Genomic DNA, 12,746 nt, shown 5'->3' with positions numbered 1-12,746 from the left:
GTATTTCAGAAGGACCGAGGTGCCTGGGTTCGGGGCGGCTGCGCCACCCAGCGCGGGGCAAGCCCGCTCACTACAGATGATGTGTTCTACATTCCACCATTTAACTGACTGGCATTAGGGCTTGCCCTCTCCCACATTTTCAAGCCAGTGGTGTCCAGTCAGAGGCGGAAGCGGCTCACCATCCCGTTCAAATCCACTGCCAGGCGCGACAACTCACTGCTCGCCGTACTGGTCTGGCTGGCACCGGTCGCCGACTGCACCGACAGATCACGAATGTTCACCAGGTTACGGTCCACTTCACGCGCCACCTGTGCCTGTTCTTCCGCTGCGCTGGCGATCACCAGGTTGCGCTCGTTGATCTCGATGATCGCGGTGTTGATAGTGTCCAGGGACATGCCTGCCCCTTTGGCAATGTTCAGCGTGGATTCTGCGCGTTCGGTGCTGTTACGCATCGAGTCCACCGCATGCCCGGTGCCGGTCTGAATGCTGCCGATCATCCGTTCGATCTCACTGGTCGATTGCTGAGTGCGGTGGGCCAGCGCCCGCACTTCATCGGCGACCACGGCGAAGCCACGACCGGCTTCACCGGCACGCGCCGCTTCAATCGCCGCGTTCAAGGCCAGCAGGTTGGTCTGGTCGGCCAGGCCGCGAATCACATCCAGCACCTTGCCGATGTCACGCGATTCGTTGGCCAGCTCGCCAATCAGGGTGGCGGTGGCTTGCACGTCGCTGCTCATGCGTTCGATGGCACTGACGGTTTCCTGTACCAGATCACGCCCGTCGCCGGCCGACGTGGTGGCGTTGCGCGAGGCCTCCGAGGTGCTGACCGCATTACGCGCGACTTCTTCGACGGCGCTGGTCATCTCGTTGACGGCAGTGGCGGCCTGTTCGATTTCGTTGTTCTGCTGGGTCAGGCCGCGAGCGCTTTCGTCGGTGACGGCGTTCAGTTCTTCGGCGGCGGACGCCAGCTGGGTGGCGGAGCCGGCGATGCGTTGCAAGGTGTCGCGCAACTTGTCCTGCATCTTGGCCATGGCGGCCAGCAGGCGGCCGGCTTCGTCGTTGCCGTCGACCTTGATCGGGCGGGTCAGGTTGCCTTCAGCCACTTCTTCGGCCGCTTCCAGAGCCTGGGAAATCGGCACGGTGATGCTGCGGGTCAGCAACCAGGCGAACAACAGCGTCAGCCCCGTGGCGATGATCAGCAGGCCCACTACCAGGTCAAAGGCCATGTCGTACTGGTTTTTGGCTTGCAGGTTGGCGGCATTGGCATCGTTGTTATTGATGTCCAGCAGGCGGGTCAACACGGCATTGACCTGCTCGGAGTTGTCCAGCAATTGCGTGTTCAGCAGGTCGCGCAGGGCTTCGATCTGATTGGCGCGCGACAGGCTCTTCATGCGTTCTTCAATCTGGTGGTACTGGCCCAGCAGGCGTACGTACTCCTCGTAGGCATTGCGTTCTTCAGGGCTGCTGATCAGCTTTTCGTAGACGGCCTGGGCTGTGCGGATCTGCTGATTGCGCAGGTCGAAGGCATCCAGGGTCTTTTGCTGCACGTCCGGCTCGCGGTTAGTCAGCAGGCGGTACGACAGCACTCGCAGGCGCAGGGTCAGTTGGGTGAACTCGTCCAGGGCGCGGATGCTCGGCACGCTGCTCAGGGTGATGGCTTCGGTGGCTGCGCGGATCTTGCTCATCTGGTTCAAGGCGAACACGCCCAGACACAACATCAGTGCGCCAATAAACGCGAAGCCGAGGAAGGCCCTCGGAGCGATATTCATATTACGGAGAGACATGCGGGAATCCTGGGAAGAAGCGCGATCCATGCGGTCTTGAGACGGGTATGCATCGGCTATCGGCCATGCGACTAAAGTCTTAAGGGCGTGCGCGCTTTTGTCGCATCGGACGAGGGGTTAAACCGATTCAGGAACCAGATGGGGGAATTGCAGTCACTAAGGCTCCGAAAGTGCGGCCCGGCCCTTAAAAAACGGGCTGCGCGCCGGGGATAAGCCTGGCATCCGAGGTGAATTTTCTTTATCGTCACCGCCCTTTTAAAAGCCCGAGAAATCAAAATGTTAGAAGCATCTCTCAGTCAATTGGAACAATTGGTCAGCGACCTTGTACAGCAGAACCAGGACCTGCTGGGCAGCAACGAGTCCCTCAAGGCGGAACTGGCCCGCGCCAAGGATGAAAACGACAGCCTGCAACTGAGCCTGATGGAACAGGAAGAAAAGCACGGCGCCACCGCCGCTCGCATCCAGGCGTTGGTTGAGCGTGTGAGCGCAGGGCCTGTCAGCGCATGAATGAAGGGATAAAGGTCGTTTCGATTCTCGGAGAGGATTACTCGATCAAGGCTCCGGCCGGGGAAGACCAAACCCTGATGCACGCCGTGACCCTGCTCAAGGCCTCGTTGGCCACCACCAAGAAAAAGTACCCGACCCTGATCGGTGACAAGTTATTGGTACTGGCCGCGCTGAACCTGTGCGCCGAGCAGATCGAAATGCAACAGCGTCACCAGCAGGAGCTCGACCGTTACCAAGAGCAAGTCAGCGCCACGGTCGATGTGATTTCCAAGGCCATCCAGCCCTAGAACCAGTCATCCTGCATCCCCAGGCACGTATCGTCGCGTGCCTCCAGAATCGCCAGTTCATGATGGCAGCTCGGCACTTCCCAGGTCAGGAAGTACCGGGCAGCCTGGAGCTTGCCTTTATAGAAGGCGACGTCGGCCGCATTCCCCCTGGCCAGCCCTTCCTCTGCGCGTATCGCCTGTTCCAGCCAGCGCCAGCCAATCACCGTATGCCCGAACACTTTCAAGTACAGCGCCGAGTTCGCCAGGCTGCTGTTGACCTTGCCTTGGGCCAGATCCGTCAGCAGGCCGATCGTCACGCTTTGCAAGCGGTTGACCAGGTGTTCCAGTGGCTCACGCAATGCGTTCAGTGACGGATAGGCTTGTGCCCGTGCGCCCGTCTCGGCGATCAATCGAATCAACTGCTTGAGACCCGCACCACCGTTCTGCGCCAATTTACGCCCGAGCAAGTCCAGGGACTGAATGCCATGGGTCCCTTCGTGGATCGGGTTCAGACGGTTGTCGCGGTAATACTGCTCAACCGGGTATTCACGGGTGTAGCCGTGGCCCCCGAGAATCTGGATCGCCAGTTCATTGGCCTTGAGGCAAAACTCCGACGGCCAGGATTTGACGATGGGCGTGAGCAGGTCCAGCAGTTCGTGGGCTTGCTTGCGCTCGCCCTCGGTCTCCAGGGTGGTGGTGTCGTCAAATAGCCGTGCGGCGTAGAGGCCAAGGTCGAACGCGCCTTCCACGTAGGACTTTTGGGTCAGCAGCATGCGCTTGATGTCGGCGTGCTGGATGATCGAGACCGGTGCTGTCGTAGGATCTTTGCTATCGGGCAGGCGACCCTGCGGGCGCTCACGCGCATATTCCAGTGAGTACAGGTAACCGGCGTACCCGAGCATCACGGCGCCCATGCCGACACCGATGCGTGCCTCATTCATCATCTGAAACATGCAGCTCAGGCCCTGGTGCGGTTTGCCCACCAGATAACCGACACAGTTGCCGTTATCGCCGAAGTTGAGCGCTGTGGAAGTGGTGCCGCGCCAGCCCATTTTGTGAAACAGCCCGGCCAGCAGCACATCGTTGCGCGCGCCGAGGCTGCCATCGTCGTTGACCAGGAACTTGGGCACGATAAACAGCGAAATGCCTTTCACCCCTGGCGGCGCATCCGGCAGCTTGGCCAGCACCATGTGCACAATGTTTTCCGACAGCGGGTGGTCGCCGCCGGAGATGAAAATCTTATTGCCCTTGAGTCGATAAGTGCCGTCGGCGGCAGGTTCCGCACGTGTACGGATATCCGACAGCGACGAGCCGGCGTGGGGCTCGGTGAGGGCCATGGTGCCGAAGAAGCGGCCGTCGATCATCGGCTGCAGAAAGCGCTGTTTCTGTTCTTCGGTACCGAAGCTTTCGATCAGGTTGGCGGCGCCCATGGTCAGGAACGGGTAGGACGTCGATGCCGCGTTGGCTGACTGAAAGTGCGCGAAACAGGCTTGAGACAGCAGAGTGGGCAGTTGCATGCCGCCGGCTTCGAAGCTACGGGCGGCATTGAGAAAGCCGGCTTCGAGAAAGGCATCCACGGCGGGTTTCACTTCCGGAATCAGAATCGCCGCACCGTCTGCATAGCGCGGCTCGTTTTCATCGTTCTTGCGGTTATGGGGGGCAAAGTACTTTTCAGCGATGTTTCGCGCCGTGCCGATGGCGGCGTCGAACGTCTCGCGGGTGTGTTCGGCAAACCGCTCGCGCTGGGTCAGGCCCTCGGCATCGAGGACTTCATACAGCTCGAAAGCCAGGTTGCGGGAACTGAGCAGCGACTCGGACATGGCGGGTTACCTTTAGAGGAATTGGCCTGAGTCTAAGTGCGCGAATGGAGGCTGGATAGCAAGATTGATTTGGGTGATGGAGGGGCAGAACGCGCAAGGGTGAGAGAAGCGCGGAGCCAATGTGGGAGCGGGCTTGCTCGCGATAGCAGCTTGTCAGTCGATGAGAGGTCGACTGACATTGCGCATTCGTGAGCAAGCCCGCTCCCACAGTTCTGACCCTGTTGGGTCAGTTAACCAATGGTCATCAGGCTGGCGTTACCGCCTGCCGCCGCAGTGTTGACGCTCAAGGCACGTTCGATCACCAGGCGCTCCAGCGCAATCGCCGTCTCACCCTGCGACAAACCCTGCACCCCGACAATTGCACCGCCACGCTGGGCCACTTGCTGGCACACCGCACGCAGTTGGTCGGAGTCGCCGTGGTGCAGAACGGCGTCGAATACGACTTCGTCCTTGGTCCAGTCGGCCACGCGCTTGATCTTCGCCTGAATCTCCCTCGGCAGGCGTGGGAACAAGGCCTTGGTCAGGCCAGTTTCCGGCCATACCGCCGAACCGCCTACCGCCAATACCGCCGCCAGTTGAGTAAGCAAATCACCTTCCACCTCCGCCAGCGACAACACGTGTTCGCGAGGCAGGATGGCGTAGCTGTTGCGCTCGCCGGTCGGGCCGGCCAGTTGGCGGGTGATACCGCTTTGCGACTGCGCGGCGAATTGAGTGCACAGGGCGCTCAGTTCGCTGAACTTATTGCTGTCGGCCCAGGTTTTCAGGGCGGTCAGCGGTTGGCTCATGGCATCGCGCAGGCGCACATCCGGTGCGGCCAGTGCATCGCCACGCACGAAGGATTGTTCGATCGCATCGGTCGGACGTGTCGACAGCAGGCGGTACAGGTACAGCGGGCCACCGGCTTTCGGGCCGGTGCCCGACAGGCCTTCGCCGCCGAACGGCTGCACGCCGACCACGGCGCCGACGATGTTGCGGTTGACGTAGACGTTACCGGCATTGACGTTGTCGATCACCTTGGCGATGGTCTCGTCGATACGGGTATGCACGCCCAGGGTCAGGCCGTAGCCCGAAGCGTTGATCTGGCCGATGAGCTGGTCGATTTCCTTGCGCTTGTAGCGCACCACGTGCAGCACCGGGCCGAAGATCTCGCGTTGCAGTTCGTCGAAGCTTTCCAGCTCGATCAGGGTCGGCATCACGAAGGTGCCGCGCTTGATTTCTTCGCCGTCGGCGATAGCCACTTGGTACACGTTGCGGCCTTTGTCGCGCATGGCCTGGATGTGTTTCTCGATGCCGGCCTTGGCTTCGGCGTCGATCACCGGGCCGATATCCACCGACAGACGCTCCGGGTTGCCCAGACGGCATTCAGCCATGGCACCTTTGAGCATTTCGATGACGCGGTCTGCCGAGTCTTCCTGCAAGCACAGTACGCGCAGGGCCGAGCAACGTTGACCGGCACTGTCGAAGGCCGAGGACACCACGTCGATGACCACTTGTTCGGTCAAGGCCGAGGAGTCGACGATCATCGCGTTCTGGCCACCGGTTTCGGCGATCAGCGGGATCGGGCGACCCTGGGTGTCCAGGCGGCCGGCGACATTGCGTTGCAGCAGGCGCGCCACTTCGGTGGAACCGGTGAACATCACGCCTTTGACGCGATCATCACCCACCAGGCGGGCGCCCACGCTTTCGCCCTGACCGGGCAGCAGTTGCAGCACACCTTCCGGAATGCCGGCTTCCAGCAGGATGCGCACGGCTTGTGCGGCCACCAGCGGGGTTTGCTCGGCAGGCTTGGCCAGTACCGGGTTACCCGCCGCCAGCGCGGCGGCGACTTGGCCACTGAAGATGGCCAGCGGGAAGTTCCACGGGCTGATACATACCACCGGGCCCAATGGGCGATGGGCGTCGTTGGTGAAATCGTTGCGTGCCTGCACCGCGTAATACCGCAGGAAATCCACGGCCTCGCGCACTTCGGCGATGGCGTTGGCGAAGGTCTTGCCGGCTTCGCGGGCCAGCAGCCCCATCAGCGGCTGGATCTCGCTTTCCATCAGGTCGGCGGCACGCTCCAGGATCGCGGCACGTTCGGCGGGCGGAGTGGCCTGCCAGATCGGACCGGCGTTGATCGCGCACTGGATGGCGTTATCGACATCTGCAACGGTGGCTTCCTGGACCTGGCCGACGACGTCGCGCAGGTCGGCGGGGTTCAGCACCGGCGTCGTCGCTTGCTCGCTGGACGCGCAACCGAGCATCGGCGCGGCTTTCCAGTCGTTGTGGGCCGTGGCCAGCAGGGCGCAGGACAGCGACGCCAGGCGATGTTCGTTGGCCAAGTCGATACCGGCGGAGTTGGCGCGGTCGCTGCCATACAGGTCGCGTGGCAACGGAATACGTGGGTGCGGCAGGCCGAAACCGCCTTCCAGCGTGGCCATTTGCTCGATGCTGGCCACGGGATCAGCCACCAGCTCCTGAATCGAGATCGACTGATCGGCAATGCGGTTGACGAAGGAGGTATTGGCGCCGTTTTCCAACAGGCGACGTACCAGGTAAGCCAGCAGCGTTTCGTGGGTGCCGACCGGTGCGTACACGCGGCACGGACGGTTCAGCTTGCCATCGGCAACCTTGCCCACAACCTGTTCGTAAAGCGGCTCGCCCATGCCGTGCAGGCATTGGAACTCGTACTGGCCAGGGTAATAGTTCTGACCGGCGATATGGTAGATGGCCGACAGTGTATGAGCGTTGTGCGTAGCGAACTGCGGGTAGATGACTTCCGGTACCGACAGCAGTTTGCGTGCGCAGGCAATGTAGGAAACGTCGGTGTACACCTTGCGGGTGTACACCGGGTAGCCTTCCAGGCCCTCGACCTGGGCGCGCTTGATCTCGCTGTCCCAGTACGCGCCTTTCACCAGGCGGATCATCAGGCGATGGCGGCTGCGGCGCGCCAGGTCGATAACGTAGTCAATCACATACGGGCAACGCTTCTGGTAGGCCTGGATCACAAAACCTATACCGTTCCAGCCGGTCAGTTGCGGCTCGAAACACAGGCGTTCCAGCAGGTCCAGGGACAGCTCGAGGCGGTCGGCTTCTTCGGCGTCGATATTCAGGCCTATATCGTATTGCTTGGCGAGCAGGGTCAGCGACAGCAGGCGCGGGTACAGCTCGTCCATCACACGCTCGTACTGAGCGCGGCTGTAACGCGGGTGCAGGGCCGAAAGCTTGATGGAGATGCCTGGCCCTTCATAAATCCCACGGCCGTGAGACGCCTTGCCGATGGAATGGATAGCTTGTTCGTACGAGGCCAAGTACTTCTGGGCGTCATGCTCGGTGAGTGCGGCTTCGCCGAGCATGTCGTAGGAGTAACGGAAGCCCTTGGCTTCGAACTTGCTCGCATTGGCCAGGGCTTCGGCGATGGTCTCGCCGGTGACGAACTGCTCGCCCATCAGGCGCATGGCCATGTCGACGCCCTTGCGGATCATCGGTTCGCCGCTCTTGCCGATGATGCGGCTCAGGGATGAAGTCAGGCCGGCTTCATTGTGGGTGGAGACCAGTTTGCCGGTCAGCAGCAGGCCCCAGGTGGCGGCGTTGACGAACAGCGACGGGCTGTTGCCCAGGTGCGGCTGCCAGTTGCCGGTGCTGATCTTGTCGCGGATCAGCGCGTCACGGGTGCCCTTGTCCGGGATGCGCAACAACGCTTCGGCCAGGCACATCAGGGCCACGCCTTCCTGGGACGACAGGGAAAATTCTTGCAGCAGGCCCTGAACAATACCGGCACGGCCGCCGGCACTCTTCTGATTGCGCAGTTTTTCGGCAATCGAGGCGGCCAGTTTGTTGGTGGCTTCGGCCATCGGCGCCGGCAGGCGTGCCTGCTCGATCAGCATGGGCACCACTTCCGGTTCCGGGCGGCGGTAAGCAGCGGTGATCGACGCACGCAGTACCGACTGCGGCAGGATACTTTCGGCGAACTCCAGGAAGCACTGGTGGGCGTGATCGGTCTGGATCTCGCCGGCCTCTTCAACGTCCTTGCTGCCCAAGCCATTGAGCTCGGTCAGGGTTGCACCACCCTCGAGTTTCTCCAGGTAATTGAAAATCGCCTGCTTGATCAGCCAGTGCGGCGTGCGATCAATGGAGGTCGCGGCAGCCTTCAGGCGTTCGCGGGTCGGGTCGTCGAGTTTGACCCCAAGGGTGGTCGTTGCCATCTTTTTATCCTCATGGGTGCCACTACCGAGTGGCATCTGCTGGCGCCAAGATTAGCTTTGCCCATGAGGAGGTGCAACCGGGTGCAACCCTTTTGTTCAGGAAATTTTTGAAGGTTCTTGAGAAAAAAATCGGCCCTCAGCGGAATTCGCTTCTTCTTGGTGCGTTTTATTATGATGTCGGCTGTTTTTGCTCCGAAAGGGAGCAAAAACGCGGTGTTTGGCGTAATACATGTCTGGGTGCAACTTATTCTCGCGAAACTGGTTGCACCTTATTTGCTTTGTTGCATAGCATTCGCGACCAAGGTGCAACCACCTCCAAGGTTCGGTTCATCGGCTGGCGGCTTTCCTGGGGAAACGCCAGTCATAAATGCGCGGCACGCAGTTTCGTCTACCCGGTTAACACTGGGTAGCCGTCTGACAGACCGCCGCTACATAAAAACAAAGCCAGGGCGTCACTCTTATGAGCGTTAGCAATCCAACCCTGATCACGTTCGTGATCTACATCGCAGCAATGGTACTGATCGGCTTCATGGCCTATCGCTCCACCAACAACCTTTCCGATTACATCCTTGGCGGTCGCAGCCTCGGTAGCGTGGTGACGGCTCTGTCGGCCGGCGCTTCCGACATGAGCGGCTGGTTGTTGATGGGTTTGCCGGGCGCGATCTACATGTCGGGCCTCTCGGAAAGCTGGATCGCCATCGGCCTGATCGTCGGTGCTTACCTGAACTGGCTGTTCGTGGCCGGTCGCCTGCGCGTACAAACCGAACACAACGGCGATGCCCTGACCCTGCCGGACTATTTCTCCAGCCGTTTCGAAGATAAAAGCGGCTTGCTGCGGATCATCTCTGCGGTAGTGATCCTGGTGTTCTTCACCATCTATTGCGCGTCCGGCATTGTGGCCGGTGCCCGCCTGTTCGAAAGCACCTTTGGCATGTCCTACGAAACCGCCCTGTGGGCCGGCGCTGCAGCGACCATTGCCTACACCTTTGTCGGTGGTTTTCTGGCCGTCAGCTGGACTGACACCGTGCAAGCCACGCTGATGATTTTTGCGTTGATCCTCACGCCGATCATCGTGCTGTTGGCCACCGGTGGCGTCGACACCACCTTCCTGGCCATCGAAGCCAAGAATCCCGACAACTTCAATATGCTGAAGAACACCACCTTCATTGGCATCATTTCGCTGATGGGTTGGGGCCTGGGCTACTTCGGCCAGCCGCATATCCTCGCGCGTTTCATGGCGGCCGATTCGGTGAAGTCGATCGCCAAGGCGCGTCGCATCTCCATGACCTGGATGATCCTGTGCCTGGGTGGCACCGTGGCGGTGGGCTTTTTCGGTATCGCTTACTTCTCGGCGCATCCGGAGGTGGCAGGTCCAGTGACCGAGAACCACGAACGTGTGTTCATCGAGTTGGCCAAGCTGCTGTTCAACCCATGGATTGCCGGTGTATTGCTGTCGGCCATCCTCGCGGCGGTGATGAGTACCCTGAGCTGCCAGTTGCTGGTGTGCTCCAGCGCCTTGACCGAAGACTTCTACAAGACCTTCCTGCGTAAAAATGCGTCCCAGCTGGAGCTGGTCTGGGTCGGCCGTGCCATGGTGCTGCTGGTGGCCCTGATCGCCATCGCCATGGCCGCCAACCCGGACAACCGCGTGCTGGGCCTGGTGAGCTATGCCTGGGCCGGTTTCGGCGCAGCATTCGGGCCTGTGGTACTGATCTCGGTGATCTGGAAAGGCATGACCCGCAACGGCGCACTGGCCGGTATCCTGGTTGGTGCGATCACCGTCATCGTATGGAAACACTTCAGCCTGCTCGGCCTGTACGAAATCATCCCGGGCTTTATCTTCGCCAGCCTCGCGATCTACTTCGTGAGCAAGCTGGGCGCACCGACCGCAGGTATGGTCGAGCGTTTTAATGCTGCGGAAAAAGACTACAACCTCAACAAGTGATTCGTCAGGTGTTGAGCCTGCGCTGAATTGAAAAAGAGGCCCGCGTCCTACGGATGGCGGGCCTTTTTTTGCGCGTGATTTTCGCAGGGCCGAAGAAGATTCGGGCGTGTACATGTAGGGCGTTACTGATTTATCCAGGCTGTGCTCAGCGGGGTAGAACAGTGGTGCAGAATCATCCGCCTACTTCCCGCAGAGAAACACCGGATGTTCGCTCCTGCTAATCAAAGTGCTTTTACCCTCACCCTTGATGGGGAGCCCAGTGAGCTCAAGGTCTTGGAGTTCAAGGGGACCGAAGCCATCAACCAGCCCTACCGTTTCAACCTTGAACTGGTCAGCGAGCAACCTGATCTCGACCTGGAAAGTCTGCTGCATCGCCAGGTGTATCTCGGGTTTGATGACCAGGGGCATGGCGTCCACGGCCTGGTTTACCGGGTGGCACAAGGTGACTCCGGGCGGCGTCTCACGCGTTATCAGGTCAGCCTGGTGCCGCAACTGGCGTACCTGAAACACAGCAGTCACCAGCGCATCTTCCAGCACCTGACAGTGCCGCAGATCGTTGCGCAAGTGCTGGAGGTGCAGGGCATCCAGAGTGACCGGTTCAAATTCCAACTCAGCGGTACCTACCCTGCGCGTGAGTACTGCGTGCAGTTTGGTGAGACCGACCTGGCATTCATCCAGCGGTTGTGCGCCGAGTTGGGCATTCACTATCACTTCCAGCATTCGCCCGCAGGGCACCTGCTGGTGTTCGGTGATGACCAGACGGTGTTTACCCAGGCCGAACAGTCCACCGCTTACATGCCCGGTTCCGGAATGGTGGCGGATACGCCGGTGGTCAGGCGCATGACCGTGCAATTGGAAACCCGCACTACTGCGGTCAGCCTGCGCGACTACGACTTCCGTAAACCACGCCTGACGTTGGAGAGTGAAGTGGCTGGCGAGCAGCTTCCTCGGCTGCTGGAGCAGGGTTTTCCCGGCCAATTTTCCGACCGCTCCCATGGCAAATGCCTGACGCAGCACAGGCTGGAGCGGCATCGCAGCGACTACCGCGTCGCCCATGGCCAAGCTGATGAGCCGGCGTTGGTCAGTGGCCGTTTCCTCAAGTTGAGCGGGCACCCTCGTGACGACTGGAACGACCTGTGGCTGGTGACGCGGGTCACGCACGAAGGCAGGCAGCCCCAGGTGCTTGAGGAAGCGGTGGTCGAGGTGGCCGGCGGGGATTTGCGCCAGGGGTATCGCAATGAATTCAGGGCGGCACCCTGGGACGTGATTTTCCGGCCGCCGCTGCCGGAGCAGCCACGCCCGAGTATTTCCGGGTATCAGCATGCGGTGGTCACTGGGCCTGACGACAGCGAAATCCATTGCGACGAGTATGGCCGGGTCAAAGTGCAAATGGCCTGGGATCGTACGGGAGAACACAACGACCACTCCAGCTGCTGGCTGAGGGTGGCCAGTGCCTGGGCGCATGATCGTTATGGCTCGGTGCTGATCCCGCGGGTCGGCATGGAGGTGCTGGTGGGCTTCGTCAATGGCGACCTGGATATGCCGGTGGTCATGGGTTGCCTGCCCAACGCGGCGACACCGGTGCCCCTCGAACTGCCGGCGGACAAGACCCGCAGTATCTTGCGCAGCCATAGCAGCCCAGGCGGGGGTGGCTACAACGAACTGCGTATCGAAGACCGCAAGGGGGCCGAGGAGATCTACCTGCGCGCCCAGCGGGACTGGACTGAGCATGTGCTGCATGATCAGCAGGTGCAGGTGGATAACCTGCGCCGGATAACGGTGGGCGGCGAGTCGCACCATGAATTGCAGGGCGAAGAGCAGCGCATCACCCACGGTAACCGCCTGACTGAACTCAAGCAGGATGATCATCTGGTGGTCGGTGGTTCGCAGCAAATACAGGCTGGGCGGACCGTTCAGATCGGCGCCGGGCAGAGTGTCGTGATCGATGCCGGTGCCAGCGTGACGATTCAGGCGGGCGGCCAATCGATCACGGTTTCAGCGGGCGGCATATTCAGCAGTGTGCCGATCCAGCTTGGCGGGGCGCCGGTTCCCGCTGTTGCGCCGTTGCTACCGGGCATAAAGGCAACGCTGCTGGCGGTAATACCCGCTCCGCTGAGTCGCGCTCAAGTGGCCAGCCTGAAACGCAGCGCGCCGTTCTGCGAGGAGTGTGAGCGCTGCAAGCATGGCCAGTGTGATATCCCTCGACACAGTGGCTGAGCCTAACCTGAAAGGAGTTTACC

At 60.8% G+C, this 12,746-nt stretch carries 6 protein-coding genes and 2 pseudogenes; 4 read left to right on the top strand and 4 right to left on the bottom strand.

Going from position 1 to position 12,746, the window contains the following annotated elements:
• Window positions 1–158: 158 nt before the first annotated feature.
• Window positions 159–758 (bottom strand): annotated as a pseudogene (locus ACQRBT_RS06940) (methyl-accepting chemotaxis protein); the annotation flags it as partial.
• Between the two features lie 303 nt (window positions 759–1,061).
• Window positions 1,062–1,718, bottom strand: a pseudogene (locus ACQRBT_RS06935) (MCP four helix bundle domain-containing protein); the annotation flags it as partial.
• 342 nt (window positions 1,719–2,060) lie between these two features.
• Here ACQRBT_RS06935 and ACQRBT_RS06930 point away from each other — a divergent pair.
• Both ACQRBT_RS06930 and ACQRBT_RS06925 read left to right on the top strand, forming a co-directional pair.
• Window positions 2,061–2,291: a hypothetical protein gene (locus ACQRBT_RS06930; RefSeq protein ID WP_058423524.1), complete on the top strand. Its 231-nt coding sequence runs from the start codon at window positions 2,061–2,063 to the stop codon at window positions 2,289–2,291.
• On the top strand, window positions 2,288–2,578 hold the full coding sequence (locus ACQRBT_RS06925) for a cell division protein ZapA (RefSeq protein ID WP_412046586.1): 291 nt from the start codon (window positions 2,288–2,290) through the stop codon (window positions 2,576–2,578). Before ACQRBT_RS06930 ends, ACQRBT_RS06925 begins: the two co-directional genes overlap by 4 nt.
• Here the strand turns inward: ACQRBT_RS06925 and ACQRBT_RS06920 are convergent.
• Window positions 2,575–4,377 carry an acyl-CoA dehydrogenase gene (locus ACQRBT_RS06920; protein ID WP_412046587.1) on the bottom strand — a complete coding sequence of 601 codons (1,803 nt, stop codon included), beginning with the start codon at window positions 4,375–4,377 and terminating at the stop codon, window positions 2,575–2,577. The genes ACQRBT_RS06925 and ACQRBT_RS06920 overlap by 4 nt on opposite strands.
• 230 nt (window positions 4,378–4,607) lie before the next feature.
• Window positions 4,608–8,561: a trifunctional transcriptional regulator/proline dehydrogenase/L-glutamate gamma-semialdehyde dehydrogenase gene (gene putA, locus ACQRBT_RS06915; protein ID WP_205344156.1), complete on the bottom strand. Its 3,954-nt coding sequence runs from the start codon at window positions 8,559–8,561 to the stop codon at window positions 4,608–4,610.
• A gap of 460 nt (window positions 8,562–9,021) precedes the next feature.
• On the opposite strand from putA, the gene putP reads away from it, so the two are divergent.
• Window positions 9,022–10,506 (top strand): sodium/proline symporter PutP, encoded by a 1,485-nt coding sequence (putP, locus tag ACQRBT_RS06910; protein ID WP_060755164.1) that lies wholly within the window; start codon window positions 9,022–9,024, stop codon window positions 10,504–10,506.
• 204 nt (window positions 10,507–10,710) lie between these two features.
• Entirely contained in the window at window positions 10,711–12,723 is a 2,013-nt protein-coding gene (locus ACQRBT_RS06905; RefSeq protein ID WP_412046588.1) for a type VI secretion system tip protein VgrG, read from the top strand.
• Window positions 12,724–12,746: the final 23 nt, after the last annotated feature.

Origin of the sequence: Pseudomonas sp. R19M, from assembly GCF_050312585.1 — a bacterium.
In the GTDB taxonomy this organism is placed as follows: Bacteria; Pseudomonadota; Gammaproteobacteria; order Pseudomonadales; family Pseudomonadaceae; genus Aquipseudomonas; species Aquipseudomonas palleroniana.
This window is presented reverse-complemented; position numbering and strand designations above follow the sequence as displayed.

Excerpts from the sequence above, each read along its gene's own strand:
- ACQRBT_RS06930 (WP_058423524.1), top strand. The coding sequence starts at position 2,061 with ATGTTAGAAGCATCTCTCAGTCAATTGGAACAATTGGTCAGCGACCTT.
- putP (WP_060755164.1), top strand. The coding sequence starts at position 9,022 with ATGAGCGTTAGCAATCCAACCCTGATCACGTTCGTGATCTACATCGCA.
- ACQRBT_RS06920 (WP_412046587.1), bottom strand. The coding sequence starts at position 4,377 with ATGTCCGAGTCGCTGCTCAGTTCCCGCAACCTGGCTTTCGAGCTGTAT.
- ACQRBT_RS06925 (WP_412046586.1), top strand. The coding sequence starts at position 2,288 with ATGAATGAAGGGATAAAGGTCGTTTCGATTCTCGGAGAGGATTACTCG.
- putA (WP_205344156.1), bottom strand. The coding sequence starts at position 8,561 with ATGGCAACGACCACCCTTGGGGTCAAACTCGACGACCCGACCCGCGAA.
- ACQRBT_RS06905 (WP_412046588.1), top strand. The coding sequence starts at position 10,711 with ATGTTCGCTCCTGCTAATCAAAGTGCTTTTACCCTCACCCTTGATGGG.